This window comes from Superficieibacter sp. 1612_C1, from assembly GCF_015234305.1.
GTDB lineage: Bacteria > Pseudomonadota > Gammaproteobacteria > Enterobacterales > Enterobacteriaceae > Superficieibacter.
The window spans coordinates 304,042-330,928 of record NZ_JADGMI010000003.1; the positions used below are offsets into that span (position 1 = coordinate 304,042).

General features: G+C 54.1%; 25 protein-coding genes and 2 tRNA genes. 6 read left to right on the forward strand and 21 right to left on the reverse strand.

What is annotated here, in order from left to right; all coding sequences use genetic code 11:
- Positions 1-62 precede the first annotated feature (62 nt).
- A complete protein-coding gene (locus INT84_RS12595; protein WP_194207070.1) occupies positions 63-710 on the reverse strand; it encodes an NAD(P)H-binding protein in 648 nt (215 codons plus the stop codon).
- A gap of 128 nt (positions 711-838) precedes the next feature.
- Here INT84_RS12595 and INT84_RS12600 point away from each other — a divergent pair, with 128 nt between their 5' ends.
- Positions 839-1,357, forward strand: coding sequence for a type 1 glutamine amidotransferase domain-containing protein (locus INT84_RS12600; protein WP_194207071.1), 519 nt, complete (start codon positions 839-841; stop codon positions 1,355-1,357).
- Here INT84_RS12600 and INT84_RS12605 read toward each other — a convergent pair.
- Complete coding sequence (locus INT84_RS12605; RefSeq protein WP_194207072.1) at positions 1,337-1,780, reverse strand: YhbP family protein; 444 nt, start codon at positions 1,778-1,780, stop codon at positions 1,337-1,339. The two genes, INT84_RS12600 and INT84_RS12605, sit on opposite strands and share 21 nt — an antisense overlap.
- 54 nt (positions 1,781-1,834) lie before the next feature.
- On the opposite strand from INT84_RS12605, the gene INT84_RS12610 reads away from it, so the two are divergent.
- Positions 1,835-2,110 carry a GIY-YIG nuclease family protein gene (locus INT84_RS12610; protein ID WP_194207073.1) on the forward strand — a complete coding sequence of 92 codons (276 nt, stop codon included), beginning with the start codon at positions 1,835-1,837 and terminating at the stop codon, positions 2,108-2,110.
- Here INT84_RS12610 and INT84_RS12615 read toward each other — a convergent pair.
- Together INT84_RS12615 and INT84_RS12620 are read right to left on the reverse strand one after the other, a co-directional pair.
- Complete coding sequence (locus INT84_RS12615; RefSeq protein ID WP_194207074.1) at positions 2,097-2,600, reverse strand: GNAT family N-acetyltransferase; 504 nt, start codon at positions 2,598-2,600, stop codon at positions 2,097-2,099. The genes INT84_RS12610 and INT84_RS12615 overlap by 14 nt on opposite strands.
- A complete protein-coding gene (locus tag INT84_RS12620) occupies positions 2,594-3,118 on the reverse strand; it encodes an SCP2 domain-containing protein (RefSeq protein ID WP_194207075.1) in 525 nt (174 codons plus the stop codon). The genes INT84_RS12615 and INT84_RS12620 overlap by 7 nt, the downstream gene beginning before the upstream one ends.
- Positions 3,119-3,336: 218 nt before the next feature.
- On the opposite strand from INT84_RS12620, the gene INT84_RS12625 reads away from it, so the two are divergent.
- From INT84_RS12625 to INT84_RS12635, 3 genes are all read left to right on the forward strand, one after another.
- Entirely contained in the window at positions 3,337-4,332 is a 996-nt protein-coding gene (locus INT84_RS12625) for a peptidase U32 family protein (RefSeq protein ID WP_194207076.1), read from the forward strand.
- An 8-nt stretch (positions 4,333-4,340) separates the two neighbouring features.
- Positions 4,341-5,219, forward strand: a complete 879-nt coding sequence (locus INT84_RS12630) for a U32 family peptidase (protein WP_194207077.1) — start codon at positions 4,341-4,343, stop codon at positions 5,217-5,219.
- Positions 5,220-5,297: 78 nt separating this feature from the next.
- Complete coding sequence (locus tag INT84_RS12635; RefSeq protein ID WP_194207078.1) at positions 5,298-6,305, forward strand: luciferase-like monooxygenase; 1,008 nt, start codon at positions 5,298-5,300, stop codon at positions 6,303-6,305.
- Positions 6,306-6,383: 78 nt separating this feature from the next.
- On the opposite strand, the gene mtr is transcribed toward INT84_RS12635, so the two are convergent.
- The 12 genes from mtr to INT84_RS12695 all read right to left on the reverse strand — a co-directional run bounded on the left by mtr (position 6,384) and on the right by INT84_RS12695 (position 20,128).
- Entirely contained in the window at positions 6,384-7,628 is a 1,245-nt protein-coding gene (gene mtr, locus INT84_RS12640; protein ID WP_194207079.1) for a tryptophan permease, read from the reverse strand.
- 139 nt (positions 7,629-7,767) lie between these two features.
- Entirely contained in the window at positions 7,768-9,705 is a 1,938-nt protein-coding gene (locus INT84_RS12645; RefSeq protein ID WP_194207080.1) for a DEAD/DEAH family ATP-dependent RNA helicase, read from the reverse strand.
- Complete coding sequence (gene yrbN, locus INT84_RS12650) at positions 9,698-9,778, reverse strand: protein YrbN (protein WP_100249910.1); 81 nt, start codon at positions 9,776-9,778, stop codon at positions 9,698-9,700. The genes INT84_RS12645 and yrbN overlap by 8 nt, the downstream gene beginning before the upstream one ends.
- A gap of 105 nt (positions 9,779-9,883) precedes the next feature.
- Positions 9,884-10,768 carry a lipoprotein NlpI gene (gene nlpI / locus INT84_RS12655; RefSeq protein ID WP_194207081.1) on the reverse strand — a complete coding sequence of 295 codons (885 nt, stop codon included), beginning with the start codon at positions 10,766-10,768 and terminating at the stop codon, positions 9,884-9,886.
- A 108-nt stretch (positions 10,769-10,876) separates the two neighbouring features.
- Positions 10,877-13,012, reverse strand: coding sequence for a polyribonucleotide nucleotidyltransferase (gene pnp, locus INT84_RS12660; RefSeq protein ID WP_194207082.1), 2,136 nt, complete (start codon positions 13,010-13,012; stop codon positions 10,877-10,879).
- Between the two features lie 245 nt (positions 13,013-13,257).
- Positions 13,258-13,527, reverse strand: a complete 270-nt coding sequence (rpsO, locus tag INT84_RS12665) for a 30S ribosomal protein S15 (RefSeq protein WP_176920761.1) — start codon at positions 13,525-13,527, stop codon at positions 13,258-13,260.
- Between the two features lie 152 nt (positions 13,528-13,679).
- Complete coding sequence (gene truB, locus INT84_RS12670) at positions 13,680-14,624, reverse strand: tRNA pseudouridine(55) synthase TruB (RefSeq protein ID WP_194207083.1); 945 nt, start codon at positions 14,622-14,624, stop codon at positions 13,680-13,682.
- Positions 14,624-15,025, reverse strand: a complete 402-nt coding sequence (gene rbfA, locus INT84_RS12675; RefSeq protein ID WP_176920759.1) for a 30S ribosome-binding factor RbfA — start codon at positions 15,023-15,025, stop codon at positions 14,624-14,626. Before rbfA ends, truB begins: the two co-directional genes overlap by 1 nt.
- Positions 15,026-15,167: 142 nt before the next feature.
- Positions 15,168-17,852, reverse strand: coding sequence for a translation initiation factor IF-2 (gene infB, locus INT84_RS12680; RefSeq protein ID WP_194207084.1), 2,685 nt, complete (start codon positions 17,850-17,852; stop codon positions 15,168-15,170).
- Positions 17,853-17,876: 24 nt separating this feature from the next.
- Complete coding sequence (gene nusA, locus INT84_RS12685) at positions 17,877-19,364, reverse strand: transcription termination factor NusA (RefSeq protein WP_176920757.1); 1,488 nt, start codon at positions 19,362-19,364, stop codon at positions 17,877-17,879.
- A gap of 27 nt (positions 19,365-19,391) precedes the next feature.
- Positions 19,392-19,844 carry a ribosome maturation factor RimP gene (gene rimP / locus INT84_RS12690; protein WP_194207085.1) on the reverse strand — a complete coding sequence of 151 codons (453 nt, stop codon included), beginning with the start codon at positions 19,842-19,844 and terminating at the stop codon, positions 19,392-19,394.
- 207 nt (positions 19,845-20,051) lie between these two features.
- Positions 20,052-20,128 (reverse strand) — tRNA-Met (locus INT84_RS12695).
- 342 nt (positions 20,129-20,470) lie between these two features.
- On the opposite strand from INT84_RS12695, the gene argG reads away from it, so the two are divergent.
- Positions 20,471-21,814 carry an argininosuccinate synthase gene (gene argG, locus INT84_RS12700; protein ID WP_194207086.1) on the forward strand — a complete coding sequence of 448 codons (1,344 nt, stop codon included), beginning with the start codon at positions 20,471-20,473 and terminating at the stop codon, positions 21,812-21,814.
- Positions 21,815-21,946: 132 nt separating this feature from the next.
- Here the strand turns inward: argG and INT84_RS12705 are convergent.
- From INT84_RS12705 to ftsH, 5 genes are all read right to left on the reverse strand, one after another.
- Positions 21,947-22,033, reverse strand: a tRNA-Leu gene (locus tag INT84_RS12705).
- A 10-nt stretch (positions 22,034-22,043) separates the two neighbouring features.
- Positions 22,044-22,376, reverse strand: coding sequence for a preprotein translocase subunit SecG (secG, locus tag INT84_RS12710; protein ID WP_049838900.1), 333 nt, complete (start codon positions 22,374-22,376; stop codon positions 22,044-22,046).
- 225 nt (positions 22,377-22,601) lie between these two features.
- The gene (gene glmM / locus INT84_RS12715; protein ID WP_194207087.1) at positions 22,602-23,939 is read right to left on the reverse strand and encodes a phosphoglucosamine mutase; all 1,338 of its coding nucleotides are present in this window, start codon (positions 23,937-23,939) and stop codon (positions 22,602-22,604) included.
- Entirely contained in the window at positions 23,932-24,780 is an 849-nt protein-coding gene (gene folP / locus INT84_RS12720) for a dihydropteroate synthase (RefSeq protein ID WP_176918047.1), read from the reverse strand. Before folP ends, glmM begins: the two co-directional genes overlap by 8 nt.
- A 109-nt stretch (positions 24,781-24,889) precedes the next feature.
- The gene (gene ftsH / locus INT84_RS12725; RefSeq protein ID WP_194207088.1) at positions 24,890-26,803 is read right to left on the reverse strand and encodes an ATP-dependent zinc metalloprotease FtsH; all 1,914 of its coding nucleotides are present in this window, start codon (positions 26,801-26,803) and stop codon (positions 24,890-24,892) included.
- Positions 26,804-26,887: the final 84 nt, after the last annotated feature.

A 26,887-nucleotide genomic window follows, 5' to 3' on the forward strand; every position in this document is an offset into this window, starting at 1 on the left:
AAAATTTATGGTTTTAGATAAGCCGGGGCATAGTACGCTGGTCGAAATATTTATGGAAATTATTAATCGTTATTACGCGCCGCAATTTCTCGTAACGCAGACGATGAAAGAATCGTTACCGATTCCTCCTCATCTGCCAGCGCGTTGATAAGTAGAGCCCGTGCTACATCCCGTGCATTGATCGATTTCAGGTTACCCGGCAGCAGTTTAAAGATCGGGGCCAGCAGCGATTCATTCGTCCGGTGTTTTTCACGATCGCCCAGCAGCATGGAGGGACGGGCGATGGTCAGCCGCGGCCAGTGCTGGGCCATCAACGCTTCTTCCATCTTGCCCTTTACCCGATTATAGAAAAAAGGTGAGCTGGCATTGGCTCCCATAGCGCTGACCACCAGCATATGCGTTGCCCCCAGACGTTGCCCTGTCAGTGCGGTATCCACCACCAGCGTATAATCCGCATGAATGAAAGCCTCTTTCGAGCCAGCTTCCCGCCGGGTGGTTCCGAGGCAGCAGAAAACGATATCCACCGACGTTGTCACCTGCGCCAGCGCATCGGTCAACTGCGGATCGACAGGATTGAAGACGCCGGAGATATCCTTCAGCGGGCGTCGCGTCGGCGCAGCGATGCCGTCAATGCGTGGCTCCTGGAGTAACATGCGCAGCAGATGATCGCCGACCAGCCCGGTCGCACCGGTGAGTAAAACCTGACTCATTACGCTCTCCTTCCGATATGCGGATTTGTCCGTGTTGCAATCTCGCGCGTCTGCACCACACTTAACTGTCTACGGTAAGTATTTACCATTTTCAGAGAAATGATCTGAAACCAGACAACGGAGGAAGTATGGGCAAGAAAATAGCGGTCTTGATCACCGACGAGTTTGAAGATTCAGAATTTACCTCTCCGGCAGAGGCCTACAAAAAGGCCGGGCATGAGGTTATCACCATTGAGAAAGAAGCCGGTAAAACCGTAAAAGGTAAACAGGGCGAAGCCAGTGTGAAGATCGACAAAAGCATCGATGATGTCAGCCCGGAAGAGTTTGATGCGTTGCTGCTGCCCGGCGGGCATTCACCGGATTCTCTGCGCGGCGACGACCGCTTTGTCACCTTCACCCGCGAGTTCATCAACAGCGGCAAACCGGTGTTCGCCATTTGTCACGGCCCGCAGCTACTGATCAGCGCCGAAGTGGTACGTGGCCGCAAGCTCACCGCCGTTAAGCCCATCGTGATTGATGTGAAAAACGCCGGAGCCGAATTCTTCGATCAGGAAGTGGTGGTGGACAAAGATCAGCTGGTCACCAGCCGCACACCGGATGATTTGCCTGCCTTCAACCGGGAAGCATTACGTCTGCTCGGGGCCTGAGTCGCGTAGCCAGTAGTGTTTTTTACCAAAGCCCAGCGTGTTGTCGGTGAACTTTAGCTCGTCAGGGCGGATTTCCCAGACGGGTGCAGATAACACTCTGGCCACCGGAAAGCGATGGTTATAGCGGGCGCGTATGGCCTCGCTTTCCTTCCCCTCCAGACGGCGAATCTCACCTTTAAACTGCACGCCACGGATCAGCGCCACGGTTTTCGGTTGCCCATTAATGGTGCCGGCGACAGGAGCGCGAGGTCCGCTCATTTGCGCGTGGCGGGTGTTATCTTCGCTTAGCACATAGAAAGCAACATCTTGCGCGTCATAAATGTAGAACGCATTGGCGCACCACAGCTCGCCGTCGCGAGCCACGCACCAGGTAATAACATGCTGTCTGGCAATCCAGCGGCTAATAGCAGCAAGCGTTTCCATCCTGGCTCTCCCTTATGTTATGGTGCGTTCACCTTAACATACTGACATGACACCGTGTGCTGGTATCTGTATCTCATCCGAACGCAAAAGAATGCGCTGTACACCGGCATCACCACCGATGTCGCGCGTCGCTTTGTGCAGCATCAAACCGGGAAAGGCGCAAAAGCCCTGCGCGGAAAAGGTGAATTAACGCTGGCGTTTTCTGAAGAGGTGGGTGAACGGTCGCTGGCACTACGCCTGGAATACCGGATAAAACAGCTTACGAAGCGCCAGAAAGAACGCCTCGTCGCCGGAGATATTCTGCTAACCAGCCTGATCAAAAACGATTAAAGTGCTCGTGATACTCAACCAGCCCATGCGCATTCTCCAGCGCGTTATCGGCGAGGCGGTGTACCTGAAACGCATCTTCACTGCCAGGCCAGCGGCAGCGTAAATCGTACTGCGACGCGGATTCAAACCCCAGGCGACTGTAAAATGCCGGATCGCCCAGCGTCACTACGGCGGCGTAGCCAAATTCATTCAGGGAATCGAGTCCCTCGTAAACCAGCTGACGCGCCAGCCCCTGCCCACGGTAGTTTTCATCGACGGCCAACGGTGCCAGCCCTACCCACTGCAAATCTTCGCCTTCGACGTCGACCGGACTGAACGCCACATAGCCAACCACCTGCCCTTCGTCGTCAGTAGCGACCAGACCCAGGGTGAGAAGACCGTCTTCACGTAAATCGTGAATCAGCCTGGCTTCAGCATCGCTTGCGAAAGCGCGACGTAACAGGGCATCGATGCCCGGCGCATCAATGGGAATTTCAACGCGAATCAGCATGGTTCACCTACCGATCTGTTTGGGATTTCCGGCGGCGTTTTCAGCCCCGCCTCAACAAAGTCCGCCAGTTGCAGCAGCATCGTGCGCAATGCCTTTGGCATCTGCTCCAGTTCGATGGCGTCCATCAGGTTCTTCACATACAGCCCCAGCTCGGTATCGCCTTCAATGACCAGACGGCGCTGGAAGAAAAGCGTATCGGGGTCCTGACGACGCGCGGCGATCATCAGCAAATCGCTGGCATCGGCGCTGAAGCTGACATCGGCTTCAGCCGTTTCACTGACAATCAGACGCCCGTGGTCAACGGAGGTGTACCATCTGAGGCCGATGTCGCGCACCTCAATACTCAGCCAGCGGCCCTCAAGGAACTCCAGCTCCCCATCCGCCAGCGCCTGATGAAATTGCCAGCGTAGCACCTGTTCCAGCACCTGACGCTTAAGGGCAAAGGGCGTCAGTTTTACTGGCACACTCATCAAAGACGGGCCAAGGTGAACCAGGCGTGAACGCAGTTTATCCAACACGAGCTTTACTCCCTCAATCCAATAATTCCATCATTCTGCCATATCAGATAAACGACATGGCGGCGTAAATCAACAATTACGTTATGAAGACGTTATTATTGGCATCATCAATACGCGATTAACTGCCTCAAATCAAAAATTGTCGCGGTCAGGTTAACTAAAATTCCAGTTCGTTAACAATTTGCGACCCGCAAGGGGTGCAACGTTCAGGAAATTTTATGGAGCTCCTCTGTCCTGCCGGTAATCTCCCGGCGCTTAAGGCGGCTATCGAAAACGGCGCTGACGCGGTCTATATCGGGCTAAAAGATGATACCAATGCCCGTCACTTTGCCGGGCTTAACTTTACCGAGAAAAAATTACAGGAAGCCGTAAGCTTCGTACACCAACATCGCCGCAAGTTGCACATCGCTATTAACACTTTTGCTCACCCGGACGGCTATGCCCGCTGGCAACGTGCGGTGGATATGGCGGCCCAGCTAGGGGCTGACGCGCTGATCCTCGCCGATCTGGCGATGCTTGAGTATGCCGCTGAACGCTATCCGCATATTGAGCGCCACGTCTCAGTCCAGGCATCGGCCACTAATGAAGAGGCAATCCGTTTCTATCATCGCCATTTTGACGTGGCCCGCGTGGTGCTGCCGCGCGTACTTTCCATTCATCAGGTGAAGCAGTTAGCCCGCGTGACGCCGGTTCCGCTGGAGGTGTTTGCTTTCGGCAGCCTGTGCATTATGGCGGAGGGTCGATGCTACCTCTCCTCTTACCTGACCGGCGAGTCGCCGAATACCGTTGGGGCGTGCTCTCCCGCGCGCTTTGTCCGCTGGCAGCAAACCCCGCAGGGGCTGGAGTCGCGCCTGAATGAAGTGCTGATCGACCGTTATCAGGACGGAGAAAACGCGGGCTATCCAACCTTGTGTAAAGGTCGCTATCTGGTCGATGGCGAGCGCTATCACGCGCTGGAGGAGCCGACCAGCCTCAACACGCTGGAACTGCTGCCGGAATTGCTGGGCGCGAATATCGCCTCGGTGAAAATCGAAGGACGCCAGCGCAGCCCGGCTTACGTCAGCCAGGTGACAAAAGTCTGGCGGCAGGCTATCGATCGCTGCATAGCCTCGCCGCAGGATTATGCCCCGCAACGCGCATGGATGGAGACGCTGGGCGCGATGTCCGAAGGCACGCAGACCACCCTCGGCGCGTATCACCGTAAATGGCAGTAGGAAATCATATGAAATACTCACTCGGACCCGTCCTCTATTACTGGTCAAAAGAGACGCTGGAAGATTTTTACCAGCAGGCCGCCAGCAGCAGCGCCGATACCATCTACCTCGGTGAAGCAGTATGCAGCAAACGCCGGGCCACTAAAGTCGGTGACTGGCTGGAGATGGCGAAGACGCTGGCGGGCAGCGGCAAACAAGTGGTGATATCCACGCTGGCGCTGGTGCAGGCATCGTCAGAACTGGGCGAGTTGAAGCGTTACGTCGACAACGGCGAGTTTTTGCTGGAAGCCAGCGACCTGGGCGTGGTGAATCTGTGCGCCGAACGTAAGCTACCGTTCGTCGCCGGGCACGCGCTCAATTGCTATAACGCGGTAACGCTGAACCTGCTACTGAAACAGGGCATGGTGCGCTGGTGTATGCCGGTGGAACTCTCCCGCGACTGGCTGATTAACCTGCTCACCCAGTGCGACGATCTGGGCATTCGCCAGCAGTTTGAGGTTGAAGTCCTTAGCTATGGCCATCTGCCGCTGGCCTATTCCGCGCGCTGCTTCACCGCCCGTTCGGAAGACCGCCCGAAAGATGAGTGTGAAACCTGCTGCATTAAGTACCCTAACGGGCGCAGCGTGCTGTCGCAGGAAAATCAGCAGGTCTTCGTGCTCAACGGCATTCAGACCATGAGCGGCTATGTGTATAACCTCGGCAATGAACTGACGTCGATGAAAGGTCTGGTGGATATGGTCCGTCTGTCACCGCTGGGCACGGAGACATTTGCCATGCTGGACGCCTTCCGGGCTAATGAAACGGGTGAGGCACCGCTTGCACTTGCGCCACATAGCGATTGCAATGGTTACTGGAAACGACTGGCTGGCCTGGAGCTGCAAGCGTAAAAAAGCTCACTTTGTTAACAACTATAATGAAATCTTAATGCAGTATTAAAAGATTAACCGGTAACAAAGTGAGCCGTTATGACTGATAAACAGATCCCCTTTTCGGTGCTGGATCTCGCACCGATCCCGCAAGGCTCCTCGGCCAGAGAAGCCTTCTCGCATTCACTGGCGCTGGCACAGCTGGCGGAGAAGCGTGGCTATCACCGCTACTGGCTGGCGGAACACCACAATATGACCGGGATCGCCAGCGCGGCGACCTCGGTATTGATTGGCTATCTGGCGGCCAATACCACCACATTACATCTTGGCTCCGGCGGCGTGATGCTGCCAAATCACTCCCCGCTGGTGATCGCCGAACAGTTCGGCACGCTGAATACGCTCTATCCGGGACGTATTGATTTAGGTCTTGGCCGGGCACCGGGTAGCGATCAACCGACCATGCGCGCCCTGCGTCGCCATATGAGCGGCGATATCGATAACTTCCCGCGCGATGTTAACGAGCTGGTGGAGTGGTTTGACGCCCGCGACCCTCACCCGCAGGTACGTCCGGTTCCGGGCTACGGCGAGAAAATCCCGGTGTGGCTGTTAGGCTCCAGCCTGTATAGCGCCCAGCTTGCTGCCCAGCTTGGCCTGCCGTTTGCCTTTGCCTCCCACTTTGCGCCGGATATGCTATTCCAGGCGCTGCATCTCTATCGCACCAATTTCAAGCCCTCCGCGCGGCTGGAGAAACCCTACGCGATGGTGTGCATTAATATCGTCACCGCTGACAGCAATCGCGATGCCGAATTCCTGTTTACCTCAATGCAGCAGGCATTCGTTAAACTGCGTCGCGGGGAGACCGGCCAGCTTCCGCCGCCGATTGAGAACATGGACACCTTCTGGTCGCCGTCCGAGCAATACGGCGTGCAGCAGGCGCTGAGTATGTCGCTGGTGGGCGATAAAGCGAAAGTCCGTCACGGTCTGCAATCGATTCTGCGCGAAACCGACGCGGATGAGATTATGGTCAACGGCCAGATTTTCGATCATCAGGCGCGTCTGCATTCGTTTGATCTGGCAATGGAAGTGAAGGAAGACTTGTTGGGGTAAGGCACATGTTGCCCGGCGGCACGATGTTTCCCGGGCCGACAACAGTAAAGGGGCACGACGCCCCTTTACTGTTGTTTACTACTGGTACACCGGCAATAAATTAAAGCTCGACAGAATATGCACCAGCGCGTTACCAACGCCGAAAAGCAGAATCAACGCAATCATCGGCTTGCCACCCCAGACGCGAAATTTGGGGCTACCAAAGCGTTGACGCGAGGCGCGCGCCAGCAGTGCCGGGACGATCGCCGCCCAGATGGTTGCCGCCAGTCCGGCATAGCCGATGGCGTACAGGAAACCGTTCGGCCACAGCAGCCCGCCAATCACCGGCGGGATAAAGGTCAGCAGCGCGGTTTTAAAGCGTCCGCTGGCCGAGTCGTCAAAGCCAAACAGATCCGCCAGATAGTCAAACAGTCCCAGGGTTACGCCGAGGAAGGAACTGGCGACCGCAAAGTTGGAAAAAATCACCAGCAGCAGATCCAGGCTGCGGCTGTTCAGCACGCCGCTCAGCGACTGAACCAGGACATCAATATTGCCGCCCTTTTGCGCGATGCCGATAAATTCCGGACGCGGGATGTTGCCCATCGTTCCCAGCAGCCAGACGATATAGAGGCCCAGCGCCAGCAGGGTACCGTAGACCAGGCAGCGGATAATGGTGCGCGGGTCCTTGCCGTAGTATTTCATCAGGCTTGGCACGTTACCGTGATAGCCAAAGGAGGCCAGACAAAACGGCAGCGTCATCAGCAGATACGGCGTATAGGAGGCGTGACTTTCGGTCACGTTAAACAGCGTCGTCGGCGTGACATGCCCCAGCAGACTACCGAAGGTCAGGAAGAAAGTAATCACCTTCGCCCCCAGCACAATCGCCGTCATCCGGCTGACCGCTTTGGTACTCAGCCATACCACAAACGCCACCAGCAGGGCGAAGGCAAAGCCCGCCACGCGCGCCGGCACGTTCAGCGACATCTCAGCAAAAGTATGATGCAGGATCGAGCCGCTGGCGGAAATATAGGCGTAGGTCAGAATGTACAGCACGAAGGCAATAGAAACACCGTTCACCGCATTCCAGCCCCTGCCGAGTAAATCTTTGGTGATGGTATCGAAGCTGGAACCAATGCGGTAGTTCAGGTTCGCCTCAAGGATCATCAGACCGGAATGCAGCATACAAAACCAGGTAAAGACCAGCGCCGCCAGCGACCAGAAGAACCACGCGCCGGACATCACCACCGGCAAAGAGAACATGCCTGCACCAATAATCGTGCCGCCGATAATCACCACGCCGCTGAGCAGCGAGGTTGAGGTTTGTGTGGTCGTAAGCGTAGCCATCTGGTTTTTTCTCCGGTAAAAATCACTTCTCCTGGTGAAGCGTGTTGCACTGTACCAGTACATGAGTACAAATGGAATAAAAAAAGCCCCGGTGGTTGAGACCGGGGCTGTACAGATTACTTTACGATGCTAGCGTAAATTACGCATCACCACCGAAACGGCGACGGCTGGAGGAGTCGTCACGACGCGGTGCAGAATCATCGCGACGCGGCGCACGACCCTGACCTTCACGACGTTCGCCGCTGAAACGACGACCTTCCGGACGGGCAGCGCCTTCACGACGTTCACCACCGAAGCTACGGCCACCTTCACGACGCTCGCCGCCAAAGCCACGACCACCGCCACGACGTTCGCCACCGGTATGCGGCTGAGCATCGCCCAGCAGCTGCATGTTCATCGGCTTGTTCAGAATGCGAGTACGCGTAAAGTGTTGCAGCACTTCACCCGGCATGCCTTTCGGCAGTTCGATGGTGGAGTGAGACGCAAACAGCTTGATGTTACCGATGTAACGGCTGCTGATATCGCCTTCGTTAGCAATAGCGCCAACGATATGACGAACTTCAACGCCATCATCACGGCCCACTTCAATGCGGTACAGCTGCATATCGCCAACGTCACGACGTTCGCGACGCGGACGGTCTTCACCACCACGTTCCGGACGGTCGCCACGCGGGCCACGATCGTTACGATCGCTGCGCGGCGCGCGGTCGTCACGGTCACGGAATTCACGCTTAGGACGCATCGGTGCATCAGGCGGTACGATCAGAGAACGTTCGCCCTGCGCCATTTTCAGCAGCGCGGCAGCCAGCGTTTCGATGTCCAGCTCTTCGCCTTCTGCGGTCGGCTGGATTTTCGCCAGCAGTCCACGGTAAAGATCCAGATCGCTGCTTTCCAGCTGCTGCTGAACTTTAGCAGCAAATTTTTCCAGACGGCGTTTACCCAGCAGTTCTGCGTTCGGCAGTTCCACTTCCGGAATAGTCAGCTTCATGGTGCGTTCAATGTTGCGCAGCAGACGACGCTCGCGGTTCTCAACGAACAGCAATGCGCGGCCAGCACGACCCGCACGACCGGTACGGCCGATACGGTGAACATAAGACTCAGAGTCCATCGGGATGTCGTAGTTAACGACCAGGCTGATACGCTCAACGTCCAGGCCACGGGCCGCAACGTCGGTGGCGATCAGGATATCCAGACGACCGTCTTTCAGACGCTCCAGAGTCTGCTCACGCAGCGCCTGGTTCATGTCACCGTTCAGCGCGGCGCTGTTATAGCCGCTACGCTCCAGCGCTTCAGCCACTTCCAGGGTCGCGTTTTTGGTACGCACGAAGATAATCGCCGCATCAAAATCTTCCGCTTCCAGGAAACGCACCAGCGCTTCGTTTTTACGCATGCCGTACACCGTCCAGTAGCTCTGGCTGATGTCCGGGCGAGTGGTTACGCTGGACTGAATGCGCACTTCCTGCGGCTCGTTCATAAAGCGGCGGGTAATGCGACGAATCGCTTCCGGCATGGTCGCGGAGAACAGCGCGGTCTGATGGTCAGCCGGGATCTGCGCCATGATGGTTTCAACGTCTTCGATGAAGCCCATACGCAGCATTTCATCGGCTTCGTCCAGTACCAGTCCACTCAGGTTGGACAGGTTCAGCGTACCGCGTTTCAGGTGGTCCAGCAGACGGCCCGGCGTACCGACGACGATCTGTGGTCCCTGACGCAGGGCGCGCAGCTGCACGTCATAACGCTGGCCGCCGTAAAGGGCTACCACGTTCACGCCGTGCATGTGTTTAGAGAAATCCGTCATTGCTTCAGCAACCTGAACCGCCAGTTCGCGGGTCGGTGCCAGCACCAGAATCTGAGGTGCTTTCAGATCGGAATCAAGATTGTTGAGCAGCGGTAAAGAGAACGCTGCGGTTTTACCGCTACCCGTCTGGGCCATACCCAGAACGTCGCGACCATTCAGCAGGTGCGGGATGCACTCCAACTGAATTGGAGATGGTTTTTCGTAACCCAGATCGGTAAGGGCTTCAAGGATAGGAGCCTTCAGGCCCAGATCTGCAAAATTGGTTTCGAATTCAGCCATGTAGTACAAGTGCCTCGATATTAATGGCGGCCAGTCTACATAACTCATCATGAAATTGATCTGCAATTTTCATTGAAAAGTGTGAACCGGCTCAAAGTAGGTGTATTAACGAACAACAACGCCCTCACCCGTAAAGGTGATGGCAATCAAAAAATTCGGGCTAATGTATGTTCGTCAGCTATTGCTGGTCCGATTCTGCCAGGTCATCTTGCTCCTGGCCCAGGAGCGATAATTCCAACAATGCGTATCGGTGCTCAACAAAGTTATGAACGTTGTTAGCCACCGCCAGTTTGAACAGTGCCGTAGCGCTGTCCTTGTCCCCAAGACTTAGGTAATACTTACCTAAATAGAAGTTGGTTTCACTGAGATGCTCAGCGAGCGAGGTGTTATCCGTTGCGTCCGCCTTGAGTCGTCCCATTAACGCGGATTCGTTAATGTCGCCCAGGTAGAACTCGACAATGTTCCATCCCCATTGTTCTTTATCCGATTTCTCAAAGCGTTGCTTCAACGCTTCTTTTGCCTGCTTCTCATCAAGCTTCTGCTCAACAAGATAAAGCCACAGACTGCGGAAAGGATCATTGGGATCGTCTTGATAAAACGCCAGCAGATCATCTTGCGCTAACTTGTCGCGACCGCCGTAATACAGGGCGATACCGCGATTCAAGTACGCGTAATTGTAAGTTGGATCAAGCTCAAGTACAGAATCAAACGCTTCATAGGCGGCATCATAACTGCCCGCCTGCGTTAAATATATGCCTAAGTAATTGAATACTTCAGGCATATCTGGTCGGATTGCCAGCGCTTGTGAAAAATCATTTCGCGCTAAGGCCCTCAGACCGAGACTATCATACAACACTCCGCGCTCATATAAAAGCTGTGCGCGTTCGTCATCGGTTAAAGCCCGACTGGCAAGAATTTGTTCCATGCGTGCCAGAATCACTTCCTGCTGTAAAGTCGGTTGCAATGGTACTGCGAGGACTTCACTTTTACGCCAGTTGGAACTGTTGCATCCAGCAAGCGTAAGAGCTGTTGCCACGAAACACCAGCGCAAAAAAGGCTTCATTTCCCACTCCCGAAGACAACAAAAGGATGAACGTCCCGTTCCCCAGTGGCAAACAAGGCGTCCAGCCAACGAATTAGCCCTCTGCCGTAGCAGAGGGCAATGGCAACCTTACTCGCCTTGTTCAGCAGCCGGAGCTTCCGGTGCATTCGCAGGCTGAGACTGCTCAGTTGCTTCTTTGATGCTCAGACGGATACGGCCCTGGCGGTCAACTTCCAGAACTTTCACCGGGACTTCTTGGTTCATTTGCAGATAGTCGGTCACTTTCTCAACGCGCTTGTCGGCGATCTGAGAGATGTGAACCAGACCTTCTTTACCGCCACCGATGGCAACAAAGGCACCGAAGTCAACGATGCGGGTTACTTTACCGTTATAGATACGGCCCACTTCGATTTCTGCGGTGATCTCTTCGATACGACGAATAGCGAATTTCGCTTTTTCACCGTCGGTCGCCGCGATTTTCACGGTGCCGTCATCTTCGATTTCGATGGTGGTGCCGGTTTCTTCGGTCAGAGCACGGATAACAGAACCGCCTTTACCGATAACGTCTTTGATCTTGTCCGGGCTAATCTTGATAGTGTGGATACGCGGAGCAAACTGAGAAATGTCGCCACGCGGTGCGTTGATCGCCTGTTCCATCACGCCCAGGATGTGCAGACGTGCACCTTTAGCCTGGTTCAACGCCACCTGCATAATCTCTTTGGTGATACCTTCAATTTTGATATCCATCTGCAACGCAGAGATACCTTCGCGGGAACCCGCTACTTTGAAGTCCATATCGCCGAGGTGATCTTCATCGCCCAGGATGTCAGAGAGAACAACAAAGTTGTCGCCTTCTTTCACCAGACCCATCGCGATACCCGCAACGGCCGCTTTAATCGGCACGCCTGCGTCCATCAGCGCCAGGGAAGCACCGCACACGGAAGCCATGGAAGAGGAACCGTTGGATTCGGTGATTTCAGACACCACACGCACGGTGTACGGAAATTTGTCTGCTTCTGGCATCACTGCCAGCACGCCGCGTTTCGCCAGACGACCGTGACCAATTTCACGACGCTTCGGCGAGCCAACCATACCGGTTTCGCCCACGGAGTACGGAGGGAAGTTGTAGTGGAACAGGAAGCTGTCGGTGCGCTCGCCCATCAGTTCGTCGAGGTTCTGCGCGTCACGTGCGGTACCCAGGGTTGCGGTAACCAGCGCCTGCGTTTCGCCACGGGTGAACAGTGCGGAGCCGTGAGTACGCGGCAGTACGCCGGTGCGCACGTCCAGACCACGGATCATGTCTTTTTCACGACCGTCGATACGCGGCTCGCCTGCCAGTACGCGGCTACGAACGACGTTTTTCTCGATAGCGTGCAGGATGTCGCCCAGATCGTTAGCGTCCAGGGCGTCATCTTCGGCAACCAGGCTGGCGATAACTTCAGATTTGATAGCATCAACCTGAGCATAACGTTCCTGTTTGTCGGTGATACGGTAAGCGTCGCTCAGGCGAGATTCCGCCAGGGCGGCAACACGGGCGTTCAGCGCAGCATCAACAGCTTCTGGCTGCCAGTCCCAACGCGGTTTACCGGCTTCTTTCACCAGATCGTTGATCGCCTGAATAACAACCTGCTGCTGCTCGTGACCAAAGACCACGGCACCCAGCATCTGATCTTCGCTCAGCAGTTCAGCTTCAGATTCAACCATCAGTACGGCAGCTTCAGTACCCGCTACCACCAGATCCAGTTTGCTTTCTTTCAGTTCATCCTGAGTCGGGTTCAGTACGTACTGGTCATTGATATAACCCACACGTGCTGCGCCGATTGGGCCGTTAAACGGAATACCAGACAGAGACAGCGCGGCGGAAGCACCGATCATCGCCACGATATCCGGGTTAACCTGCGGGTTAACGGAAACGACAGTAGCAATAACCTGAACTTCGTTAACGAAGCCTTCCGGGAACAGCGGACGAACCGGGCGGTCAATCAGACGCGCAATCAGGGTTTCGCCTTCGCTCGGACGGCCTTCACGACGGAAGAAGCTGCCCGGGATACGACCAGCAGCGTAAGTACGCTCCTGATAGTTAACCGTTAATGGGAAGAAGTCCTGGCCCGCTTTGGCTTTTTTCTGCCCTACTACGGTCACGAATACTGCGGTGTCATCCATGCTAACCATAACGGCAGCAGTGGCCTGACGCGCCATCATCCCGGTTTCCAGCGTAACGGTATGTTGACCGTACTGGAATTTACGAACGATCGGATTCAGCAAAATAATATCCTTTCTTAATAAGTGGCAGCACACCCACGGTATGCTGTCGTTAACATCCGATCTTCTGCGCATCCTCGCGACTAATGACAACCCTAACCCGCTCTTCGGGTAAAGCCTCTCATTAGCCGCGCGAACCTCTGCGACGGAAGATCATTCATAGCAACAATACATTAGTTTCCAGCGAATTGCTGCGGTCCGGTTGAAAAAAGGGGCCCTGAAGGCCCCTTTTCTGAAACTCGCAAGACTTAGCGACGCAGGCCCAGACGCTCGATCAGCGCGGTATAGCGTGCAACATCTTTACGTTTCAGGTAGTCGAGCAGTTTACGACGCTGAGAAACCATACGCAGCAGACCACGACGGCTGTGGTGATCTTTTTTGTGTTCTGCAAAGTGACCTTGCAGGTGGTTAATCTGTGCAGTCAGCAGGGCAACCTGAACTTCGGTAGAACCGCTGTCGTTAGTACCACGACCAAACTCAGAAACGATTTGTGCTTTAGCTTCAACGCTTAGAGACATTATAGAACTCCAGATTTAAAAAGAATGAAAGGGTGCCAATCTCTAATTCAGCAACCCCATAGTCAATGCCCGCTATCTTGTTAAACAATTTACCGGACATTAAGCGGCAATATTCTACTCGCAGCGCCTTGTTATCGCAAGACGGAGCGGCATTATGCCGGATACTCTACAACCAGACGACGAGGCGCAACGCGACCTTCATCATCAATTTCGCCCATCCCGATAAACCGGGCGTCATCACCTTCCGTCACGCGTACGAGACCATTTAGCGGTGCGCCAGAAGCGCGCACGGGTTGCCCCTGCTTAAAATAGCCTGCGACAACGGCAGGAATATTGACCAAAGGAAAGTCCGAAGCCGGACTATCCATCGGCATCAACAGCGGATCCAGCAGATCGGCCGCCGGGATGGCTTGCTGTTCAGCCTGCTCGACCAGTTCACGCAGGTGTTCGAGCGTCACCATCCGTTCTACCGGATACTTGCTGACCGCCAGTCGACGCAGGAAGATAACGTGCGCGCCGCAGCCCAGCTTTTCACCGAGATCGTCAATGATAGTGCGGATGTACGTCCCTTTTGAGCAGTGAACTTCCAGTTCAAGCTCATTACCTTCATGGCGAATGAACTGTAGCTCATAAACCGTGATTGGGCGCGCTTCACGCGGAACTTCAATACCTTCACGCGCATATTCGTACAGTTTCCGCCCCTGATATTTCAGCGCCGAATACATCGACGGCACCTGCTGGATATCACCCCGAAAGGTGTCCAGCGCGGCTTCAAGCTCTGACGCACTAAACGTAACCGGGCGCTCCTGCACGATCTGACCGTCAGCGTCAGAGGTGTCGGTGCGCTGACCCAGGCGAGCAATGACGCGATAGCGCTTGTCGGAGTCGAGCAGGTACTGAGAAAACTTGGTCGCTTCGCCGAGGCAAATCGGCAGCATACCAGTGGCCAGCGGATCGAGCGCGCCGGTATGCCCGGCCCGGTTGGCGTTATAAATCCGCTTTACCTTTTGCAGCACATCGTTACTGGACATGCCCTGCGGTTTATCGAGCAGCAGTACACCGTGGATATCACGACCACGACGACGAGGACGACTCATTAGTCCTCCTTGCTGTCGTCCGGGTTCACACGACGCTCATCGTCATGTTTCACCACGCTGGTCACCAGGTTGGACATGCGCATCCCTTCAACCAGCGAGTTATCGTAGAAGAAGGTCAGTTCCGGCACGATACGCAGGCGCATCGCTTTACCCAGCAGAGAACGGATGAAACCAGAGGCCTCCTGCAACGCTTTGATGCCCGCTTTAATCGCGGCTTCATCTTTGTCGTTCAGGAAAGTCACAAACACTTTGGCATAGGCCAGGTCACGGGACATTTCGACGCCGGATACGGTGGTCATCATGCCCAAACGCGGGTCTTTGATTTCGCGTTGCAGGATGATGGCAATTTCTTTTTGCATCTCCTGAGATACGCGCTGCGGGCGACCGAATTCTTTCGCCATAATAAATTCTCCAGACAAAAAAGGGGCTATCAGCCCCTTTTGAAATTATGGCCGGGTGGCGCTTCGCTTACCCGGCCTACGCAAAACAATCTTCTAAGTATCGTAGGCCCGGTAAACGCAGTGCCACCGGGCATAACGAAGATTATGCGATGGTACGTTGGATCTCGATAATCTCGAACACTTCGATCATATCGCCAACGCGAACGTCGTTGTAGTTCTTAACGCCGATACCACATTCCATACCGTTACGGACTTCGTTAACGTCATCTTTGAAGCGGCGCAGGGATTCCAGCTCGCCTTCATAGATAACCACGTTGTCGCGCAGAACGCGGATCGGGTTGTGACGTTTGATAGTACCTTCGGTAACCATACAGCCCGCGATTGCACCGAATTTCGGTGATTTGAACACATCGCGCACTTCAGCCAGACCGATGATCTGCTGTTTCAGTTCCGGAGACAGCATACCGCTCATTGCCGCTTTCACTTCGTCGATCAGATTATAGATGACGGAGTAGTAACGCAGATCCAGGCTTTCAGATTCAATCACTTTACGTGCAGAAGCATCGGCACGAACGTTGAAGCCAACCAGGATGGCGTTGGATGCCGCAGCCAGGGTCGCGTCGGTTTCGGTGATACCACCTACGCCGGAACCGATGATTCTTACTTTCACTTCGTCGGTGGACAGTTTCAGTAAGGAGTCGGAGATCGCTTCCACAGAACCCTGTACGTCAGCCTTCAGCACGATGTTCACTTCGTGAACTTCGCCTTCGGTCATGTTGGCGAACATGTTCTCCAGTTTCGATTTCTGCTGACGAGCCAGTTTAACTTCACGGAATTTGCCCTGACGATACAGCGCCACTTCACGCGCTTTCTTCTCGTCACGAACGACCGTTACTTCATCACCCGCTGCCGGAACACCGGACAGACCGAGGATTTCCACCGGAATGGACGGACCCGCTTCCAGCACTTCCTGACCCAGCTCGTTACGCATCGCACGAACGCGACCGTACTCGAAGCCACACAGCACGATATCGCCCTTGTTCAGGGTGCCTTCGCGAACCAGAACGGTCGCAACCGGACCACGTCCTTTATCCAGGAAGGATTCGATGACCGCGCCGCTCGCCATACCATTGCGAATGGCTTTCAGTTCCAGAACTTCAGCCTGAAGCAGGATAGCGTTCAGCAGGTCATCAATACCGGTACCCGCTTTCGCAGAAACAGGGATGAACTGCGCTTCGCCGCCCCACTCTTCCGGCATAACGCCGTACTGAGACAGTTCGTTCTTAACGCGATCCATATCGGCTTCGGGCTTATCGATTTTGTTCACCGCAACCACCAGCGGCACCTGCGCTGCTTTCGCATGCTGGATAGCTTCAATGGTCTGCGGCATCACGCCGTCGTCTGCTGCAACCACCAGAACGACGATATCCGTCGCCTGCGCACCACGAGCACGCATGGAGGTAAACGCGGCGTGGCCCGGGGTATCCAGGAAGGTGATCATCCCGTTTTCAGTTTCAACGTGATAAGCACCGATATGCTGGGTAATGCCGCCCGCTTCGCCAGAAGCCACTTTCGTTGAACGAATGTAGTCCAGCAGAGAGGTTTTACCGTGGTCAACGTGACCCATGATGGTCACAACCGGTGCGCGCGGTTCAGCCGCAGCGCCAGTGTCACGGTCGCTCATTACTGCTTCTTCCAGCTCGTTTTCACGACGCAGGATAACTTTGTGGCCCATCTCTTCGGCAACCAGCTGTGCGGTCTCCTGGTCGATGACCTGGTTAATGGTTGCCATTGCACCCAGTTTCATCATCGCTTTGATGACCTGAGAGCCTTTGACCGCCATTTTGTTTGCCAGATCGCCAACGGTGATGGTTTCACCAATCACAACGTCACGGTTAACAGCCTGAGCCGGTTTCTGGAAGCCCTGCTGTAAAGAAGACCCTTTACGCTTGCCGCCTTTACCACCACGAACCGCTGCACGCGCTTCTTCACGATCGGCTTTAGATTCGGCATGCTTGTTGCCTTTTTTAGCCGGGCGCGCGGCTTTCGCCGTACGCGTGCGGCTACGGCCACCTTCAACTTCACGGTCATTGTCATCTTCAGCCTGACGAGCATGCTGAGACGTAGTGACGTGATAGTCGCTGGAGTCCTCAGGAACTTCAGTTACCTGAACACCGTTTTTCTCGTTTTCTTCAGCCATACGACGAGCTTCTTCAGCTACGCGACGCGCTTCCTCTTCCAGCTTACGACGCGCTTCTTCTTCAGCTTTACGCTTCAGTTCCGCAGCTTCGTTCTCACGGCGGGCTTTCTCAGCCTGGGCAGTTTTAGTCATATCGTCTTGTTGATTGCTCACTTTGTCTTTTTCCGCAGCTTCACGTTTCGCTTTGTCAGCGGCTTCACGCTTAGCTTGTTCTGCGGCCTCGCGCTCAGCTTTCAATTGCGCCTCGCGTTTGGCTGCTTCTTCAGCCTCACGACGGGCTTGCTCTTCCGCTTCACGCTGCGCCTGCTCTTCCGCCGCGAGACGTTCTGCCTCTTGCGGGTCACGTTTCACAAAGGTGCGCTTCTTGCGGACTTCGATTTGTACCGATTTGCTTTTCCCACCGGTACCGGGAATGTTTAAAGTACTGCGCGTTTTACGCTGTAATGTCAACTTGTCCGGGCCTGCACCCTGATCACGGTTCAGGTGGGCCTGTAAGGTTTGTCTTTCTTGTGCGGACACAGAATCGTCAACAGATTTGCGGATGCCTGCATCAGCGAATTGCTGTACCAGGCGATCCACGGAAATCTGTTTATCTGCGGCCAGCGCTTTTAAAGTTACATCTGTCATGCTGTTCCTTCCTGCTACAGTTTATTACGCTTCGTCACCGAACCAGCAAATATTACGGGCAGCCATAATCAGCTCACCGGCTTTCTCGTCGGACAGACCTTCGATATCAGCCAGATCATCAATGCCCTGATCGGCGAGATCTTCCAGCGTACAAACACCACGGGCAGCCAGTTTGAAGGCCATTGCGCGATCCAGTCCTTCCAGATTCAGCAAGTCGTCAGCCGGTTTGTTATCACCAAGGCTGTCTTCCTGAGCCTGTGCCAGAGTGGCCAGTGCGGTTTTAGCACGCTCACGCAGTGCTTCAACGGTCGATTCATCAAGGCCGTCAATTTCCAGCAGTTCTTTCATTGGCACGTAGGCCAGTTCTTCCAGCGTTGAGAAACCTTCTTCAACCAGAACGGTGGCAAACTCTTCGTCAATGTCGAGGTGTCTGGTAAAGGTTTCAATCGCGGCATAGGTTTCAGCCTGATGCTTCGCCTGGAGGTCATCAACGGTCATCACGTTGAGTTCCCAACCGCTGAGCTGCGAGGCCAGACGCACGTTCTGACCGTTACGGCCAATCGCCTGCGCCAAATTACCCGCTTCAACCGCGATATCCATCGTGTGTTTATCTTCATCCACAACGATAGAAGCCACGTCTGCCGGAGCCATGGCATTAATAACGAACTGCGCCGGATTATCATCCCACAGGACGATATCAATACGCTCACCGCCCAGCTCGGTAGATACCGCCTGAACACGGGCACCGCGCATACCTACGCAGGCACCGACCGGGTCGATACGCTTATCATTGGTTTTCACCGCGATTTTCGCACGTGAACCCGGATCGCGAGCCGCTGCTTTGATCTCGATAACTTCTTCGCCAATTTCTGGCACTTCGATGCGGAAGAGCTCAATCAGCATTTCCGGCTTAGAACGTGTCACAAACAGCTGCGCGCCGCGCGCTTCCGGACGTACGGAATACAGTACGCCACGAATACGGTCGCCGGGGCGGAAGTTTTCACGCGGCAGCATGTCTTCACGCATGATCACGGCTTCAGCATTACTACCAAGATCTAAAGAGATGTTGTCGCGGTTTACTTTCTTCACCACGCCAGTGATGATTTCACCTTCGTGTTCGCGGAACTGATCGACAACCATCGCGCGTTCAGCTTCACGTACTTTTTGCACGATAACCTGTTTAGCGGTCTGGGTCGTAATACGGTCAAAGGTGACAGATTCGATCTGATCTTCAACGTATTCCCCCACGTTCAGGCTTTCGTCTTCAAAACGCGCCGCTTCCAGGGTGATTTCTTTGGTCGGCTGGGTCACTTCTTCAACGATAACCCAACGACGGAAGGTGTCAAAATCACCGCTTTTACGATCGATTTCTACACGAACATCGATCTCTTGTTCATATTTTTTCTTTGTTGCCGTTGCCAGTGCACTCTCCAGCGCTTCGAAAATTTTCTCGCGTGGCAGCGATTTTTCGTTGGAAACGGCTTCAACAACAGCCAAAATTTCTTTATTCATCGGGGCCTTTCACCTCAATCCAGACTGTTAAAAGTGGGGAACCAGGTTCGCCTTCTGGATGTTACTCAGCGCGAACACTTCATCTTTGCCGTCAACCGTAACCGTGATCATCTCACCGTCTACCGCTTTGATAATGCCCTGCCACTTACGACGGTTCTGTACCGCCATTCGCAGGACCAGCGCCACCTCGTCACCCAGGAAACGCGTATAGTGTTCAGCGGTGAACATAGGACGATCGAGGCCAGGTGAGGAGACTTCCAGGTTGTAGGCCACGGTAATGGGATCTTCAACGTCCATTACGGCGCTCACTTGATGGCTCACATCAGCACAATCATCAACATTGATGCCATCTTCACTATCAATATAGATGCGCAGTGTCGATGTGCGACCGCGAATAAATTCGATGCCGACCAGCTCAAAGCCCAATGCTTCAACCGGTGCTGTAATCATCTCTGTTAATTTTTGCTCTAATGTGGACAAGCCCACCCCCAAGACATAAAAAAAGGGCGTAAAGCCCAGTTATTCTGTAGTCAGATAACAAAAAACCCCGATAAATCGGGGCTTTAGATAACTGAACCCTATAGCCGCAACTGCGGCCTGGAGAACCTTCCGAAAGAATTTTTTTCAAATTCAGCTACGAAGGCCAACGTCTTCACAGACTATTTGAAAAAGAACTCTAAGGGAAAGTGGTTGCGGGGGCCGGATTTGAACCGACGACCTTCGGGTTATGAGCCCGACGAGCTACCAGGCTGCTCCACCCCGCGCCTGAAACGTGGCAAATTCTACGCGTTTTGAGTAGAAAATGCAAATAATGCTGGGATTTGGTACCGAAGACGGGACGTAAAATCGGTCTGTATTATAGGGAAAAATAGCGGTTTGTGTCAAGGCGCGCCCGCTGTCCGTTGCCCGTGCTTTTTACCTGGCATAAAAACGCGCAGACTATGCATAGAGTAAAGATGTTTGTGCAGGATTTTTTAGTGAAATCTTCATGAATCACTTTCGATATGCGGCAAAAGGTGTTTAAATGAAAACTCATTTATTTTGCATAAACATGCATTCAGCATCAGAGATGATTTCTCCATAGTCTACCAGGCAGGGTTTATTTTATGACGACGATTCTCAAACATCTTCCGGCAGGTCAACGTATTGGTATCGCTTTTTCTGGCGGTCTGGACACCAGCGCAGCACTGCTGTGGATGCGACAAAAAGGGGCGGTCCCTTATGCCTATACGGCGAACCTGGGTCAGCCGGACGAAGAGGATTATGATGCAATTCCTCGCCGCGCGAAAGAATATGGTGCAGAAAACGCTCGCCTGATCGACTGCCGTAAACAGCTGGTTGCCGAAGGTATCGCCGCCATTCAGTGTGGTGCATTTCATAACACGACTGGCGGCCTGACCTATTTCAATACCACCCCGCTGGGCCGGGCTGTCACCGGTACGATGCTGGTTGCAGCAATGAAAGAGGATGGCGTGAATATCTGGGGCGACGGCAGCACCTATAAAGGTAACGACATCGAACGTTTTTACCGTTATGGCCTGCTGACCAACGCTGAGCTGAAAATCTATAAGCCGTGGCTGGATACCGACTTCATTGATGAGCTGGGCGGACGTCAGGAGATGTCTGAATTTATGATTGCCTGCGGCTTTGACTATAAAATGTCGGTCGAAAAAGCCTATTCCACTGACTCCAATATGCTGGGTGCGACGCACGAAGCGAAAGACCTCGAATTCCTTAACTCCAGCGTGAAAATCGTTAACCCCATCATGGGCGTGAAGTTCTGGGATGAGAACGTCAAAATTCCGGCGGAAGAAGTGACGGTACGTTTCGAACATGGTCACCCGGTGGCACTGAACGGCAAAACCTTTACTGACGATGTTGAACTGATGATGGAAGCGAATCGCATCGGCGGTCGTCACGGTCTGGGCATGAGCGATCAGATTGAAAACCGTATCATTGAAGCAAAAAGCCGTGGGATCTATGAAGCCCCGGGGATGGCGCTGCTGCATATCGCCTATGAGCGTCTGCTGACCGGTATTCATAACGAAGATACCATCGAGCAGTACCACGCGCATGGTCGCCAGTTGGGTCGTCTGCTGTATCAGGGCCGCTGGTTCGACTCGCAGGCGCTGATGCTGCGTGATGCCCTGCAACGCTGGGTTGCCAGCCAGATCACTGGTGAAGTAACCCTGGAACTGCGTCGCGGTAACGACTACTCCATTCTGAACACGGTTTCGGACAATCTGACCTATAAAGCAGAGCGTCTGACCATGGAAAAAGGCGATTCCGTCTTCTCACCTGATGACCGTATTGGCCAGTTGACCATGCGTAACCTGGACATCACCGATACTCGTGAGAAGCTGTTCGGTTATGCCCAGTCAGGGTTGCTCTCCGCATCGTCTACCAGCGGCGTACCTCAGGTGGAGAATCTGGAAAATAAAGGGAAGTAAACTCCCGGATAAAATGAAAAAGCCGCGAAAGCGGCTTTTTTTATGGCTGTCTGCATGCCTTATCTAACAGCCACAATCTTTCCAGATTCAGACGAAAAAAAAGACGCTTTTCAGCGTCTTTCTTTCGGAATTTGGTACCGAGGATGGGACTCGAACCCACAAGCCCGTTAGGGCACTACCACCTCAAGGTAGCGTGTCTACCAATTCCACCACCTCGGTACTGAAATACTTACTGCGGGATATCGCTGGTCGGCTGAGCCGGAGCAGCTGGCTGAGTTTGCTCGGTTTTCGCCGGCGCATTCAGGTTTTCCCACTCGCTTCCTTTATTGGCCTTGTTGCTGTTGATATTGCCAAGCACCAGACTAATGATGAAGAACAACGTTGCCAGGACAGCCGTCATGCGGGTCATGAAGTTACCAGAACCACCTGAACCAAACAGCGTACCAGAAGCGCCTGCTCCAAAGGAGGCTCCCATATCAGCGCCTTTACCCTGCTGTAGCATAACCAGACCCACAAGGCCGATTGCCACAATAAGGAAAACTACCAAAAGAGCTTCGTACATAATTAACCTGTTCCTTGCGGAGTTGCCGCATACCAATTGCTTCGACCAATATCGCGGGAGGCGTTACGCTTTCCCACTGAAGCGGGTGTGAATACTAACCAAAGCGAATGACCTTCGCAAGGGCAATTTCAACGCATTGTATCGAATGCGGAAAAAAACAGCAAAAGTGGCTTTGCTTTGCCTAAAAAGGCGGCAACCACCGCCTTCTCAGGTACTTAACACCTGTCAGACCGCTTTAACCGCATCCGCAATACGATTGGCAAACTCGGTAACCTGCGCTTCGTTCTCCCCTTCCACCATCACGCGGATAAGAGGTTCAGTGCCCGATTTACGCAGCAGTACGCGTCCACGATTGCCCAGCGTCGCCTCGACCTCAGCCAGCGCTGCCTTCACCGTCTCATGCTCAAGCGGATCGCTGGCACCAGCGGTAAAACGGACGTTAACCAGAATTTGCGGGAACATTTTCATGCCGCTACACAAATCGTGCAGGCTCATATGATTACGGACCATCGCCGCCACGACCTGTAGCCCGGCCACGATGCCGTCGCCGGTGGTGGTTTTATCCAGCAGAATAACGTGGCCGGAGTTTTCCGCGCCAATACGCCAGCCTTTTTCCTGCATTTTCTCCAGCACATAGCGGTCGCCCACTTTCGCGCGGGTGAAAGGAATGCCAAGCTGCTTAAGCGCCAGTTCCAGGCCCATGTTACTCATCAGTGTCCCGACGGCACCGCCGCGAAGCTGGCCCTGACGCAGCGCTTCACGGGCGATGATGTACATAATCTGGTCGCCATCAACGCGATTACCTTCATGGTCAACCATAATGACGCGGTCGCCGTCGCCATCAAAGGCGATACCGAGATGCGCCTTTTCGGCCAGCACGCGTGCCTGCAACGAGCGAACATCGGTGGCACCCACTTTTTCATTGATGTTCACGCCATCCGGCTCACACCCCATGGCGATCACTTTTGCGCCCAGCTCGCGGAAAACGTTCGGCGCAATGTGATAGGTTGCGCCGTTGGCACAGTCGACGACAATTTTTAATTCATTGAGGCTCAGTTCGTTCGGGAAAGTCCCTTTGCAAAACTCGATATAGCGCCCGGCAGCATCCACGATGCGGCTGGCTTTACCCAGTTCAGCCGAGTCCACACAGGTGATCTCTTTCTCCATTTCTGCTTCGATAGCTTCTTCGACTTCATCCGGCAGTTTGGTGCCGTCGATGGAGAAAAATTTGATCCCGTTATCGTAATAAGGGTTATGGGACGCAGAGATAACGATACCAGCTTCAGCACGGAAGGTGCGCGTCAGGTAGGCGACAGCAGGCGTTGGCATAGGTCCGGTGAACGAGGCGGAAAGTCCTGCGGCGGCAAGCCCCGCTTCCAGCGCCGACTCCAGCATATAGCCAGAAATACGGGTATCTTTACCGATGATGATTTTACGCGAACCGTGGCGCGCCAGCACTTTGCCCGCGGCCCAGCCCAGCTTAAGCACAAAATCAGGCGTGATTGGCGCGTCGCCTACACGACCACGGATCCCATCGGTACCAAAATATTTACGTTCACTCATAACGTCTGTTTTCCTTAGCTGATAATGTCGCTTCCACTACACGCATCGCGTCAACGGTCTCTTTTACATCATGTACGCGGATAATTTGTGCCCCTTGCATTGCAGCAATGACTGCACAGGCCAGACTACCGCTCAGTCGCTCAGAAGGGCCAGCATTAAGGAGCTGGCCTACCATCGATTTACGCGACATACCGACTAACAGCGGCAGACCAAAATGATGCAGTTCAGATAAACGTGCAAGAAGAGTGTAATTGTGTGTGAGATTTTTACCGAAACCGAAGCCCGGGTCGAGCAACAATTTCTCTTTTGCGATCCCGGCGGCTTCACAGCGGGCGATATGCTCAACAAAGTAGCGATTGACCTCAGCGAAAACATCCTCGTAATGCGGCGCATTCTGCATGGTTTTTGGTTGGCCCTGCATATGCATCAGACAAACCGGCAGACCGGTTTCCGCCGCCGCTTCCAGCGCCCCCGGTTCGCTCAGGGAGCGGATGTCGTTAATGATGTGAGCGCCCACTCTCGCCGCTTCGCGGATCACTTCCGGTTTAGAGGTATCTACCGAAATCCACACTTCGAAACGCTGCGCGAGCGCCTCCACGACCGGGATCACCCGGGTGAGTTCTTCCTCGACGCTCACGTCCGCCGCACCGGGTCGCGTTGACTCTCCGCCAACATCAATGATCGTGGCCCCGGCGTTAATCATCAGATTGGCATGTTTGACCGCGTCAATCAGCGAATTATGCGTGCCGCCATCAGAGAAAGAGTCAGGCGTAACGTTAAGAATGCCCATCACATGAGGCCAGGCCAGATCGAGCGTCGAGCCTTGCGCAACGAGTTTCATGAAAACTCCTGTTATTGTTTGTCTGCTTGCTGAAAAGAAAAAGCCCCGGAGCGATGCTCCGGGGCTTTAGAGTACTACAGTGGGCGACGTATTTGTCTCCCAGGTATTCTTACATGGTGTTACCCGGGTTCGGTGTGCGAGGTTCATCCACCGGACGCGGCGCACGAGGCGTACCATTGTTATCAGAATTACTGGAGCTACCGGCATCTTCCCAGCCTGCTGGCGGACGCACATCGCGGCGCGCCATCAGGTCGTCAATCTGCGGTGCATCGATGGTCTCATATTTCATGAGCGCATCTTTCATCGAATGCAGGATGTCCATGTTGTCATTCAGAAGCCGGCGAGCGCGGTCGTAATTACGTTCAATCAGCAGTTTTACTTCCTGATCGATAATACGCGCGGTTTCATCAGACATATGCTTCGCTTTCGCAACGCTACGGCCAAGGAAGACTTCACCTTCTTCTTCTGCGTATAACAACGGACCCAGCTTCTCAGAGAAGCCCCACTGGGTAACCATGTTACGTGCCAGGTTAGTCGCGACTTTAATATCGTTCGACGCACCGGTAGAAACATGTTCAACGCCGTAAATAATCTCTTCCGCCAGACGACCGCCGTACAACGTTGAGATCTGACTTTCCAGCTTCTGACGGCTGGCGCTAATCGCGTCGCCTTCCGGCAGGAAGAAGGTCACGCCCAGCGCACGGCCGCGCGGGATAATCGTCACTTTGTGCACCGGATCGTGTTCCGGCACCAGGCGACCGATAATCGCATGGCCCGCTTCGTGATACGCGGTGGATTCTTTCTGCGCTTCCGTCATCACCATGGAGCGACGTTCCGCACCCATCATGATTTTGTCTTTCGCTTTTTCGAACTCAACCATGGAAACGACGCGCTTGTTGCCGCGAGCAGCAAACAGTGCCGCTTCGTTCACCAGGTTTGCCAGATCCGCACCGGAGAAGCCCGGCGTACCGCGCGCAATGATTGCCGCATCGATGTCCGGGGACAGCGGCACGCGACGCATATGCACTTTCAGGATCTGCTCACGACCACGGACATCCGGCAGACCCACTACAACCTGACGGTCGAAACGACCCGGACGCAGCAGCGCAGGGTCCAGTACGTCCGGACGGTTAGTCGCGGCGATAACGATGATACCTTCGTTACCTTCGAAACCATCCATCTCAACCAGCATCTGGTTCAGCGTCTGTTCACGTTCATCGTGACCGCCACCCAGGCCCGCACCACGCTGGCGACCCACGGCATCGATTTCATCGATGAAGATAATGCACGGTGCCGCTTTCTTGGCCTGTTCGAACATGTCACGCACACGAGATGCACCAACACCGACGAACATTTCCACGAAGTCAGAACCGGAAATGGTAAAGAACGGCACCTTCGCTTCACCCGCGATAGCTTTCGCCAGCAGGGTTTTACCGGTACCCGGAGGGCCGACCATCAGGACGCCTTTCGGGATTTTACCGCCCAGTTTCTGAAAGCGGCTCGGCTCGCGCAGGTATTCAACCAGCTCAGCCACCTCTTCTTTCGCTTCATCACAACCTGCGACGTCAGCAAAAGTGGTTTTGATCTGATCTTCCGTCAGCATGCGCGCTTTGCTCTTACCGAACGACATGGCACCTTTGCCACCGCCGCCCTGCATCTGACGCATGAAGAAGATCCAGACCCCAATCAGCAGAAGCATCGGGAACCAGGAGATGAAGATAGAAGCCAGCAGGCTCGGCTCTTCAGGCGGTTCACCAACCACTTTCACGTTTTTGGTCAGCAGGTTATCAAGCAGTTTAGGATCGTTAACCGGAATGTAGGTCGTATAACGGTTACTATCTTTCTTGGTAACGTTGATTTCACGTCCGTTTATACGAGCTTCGCGAACCTGGTCCTGGTTGACCTCTTGCAGGAAGGTAGAGTAATCCACCTTATGTCCGTTAGACTCGCTGGGCCCAAAGCTCTGGAATACTGACATCAGCACAACGGCAATGACCAGCCAGAGAATTAGGTTTTTCGCCATGTCACTCAAGGGATTAACCTCTTATTACAACTGTGTTAAAAACAGCGTCAGGATACTCTATATCCAGCGTCTTTCAAACTTTCG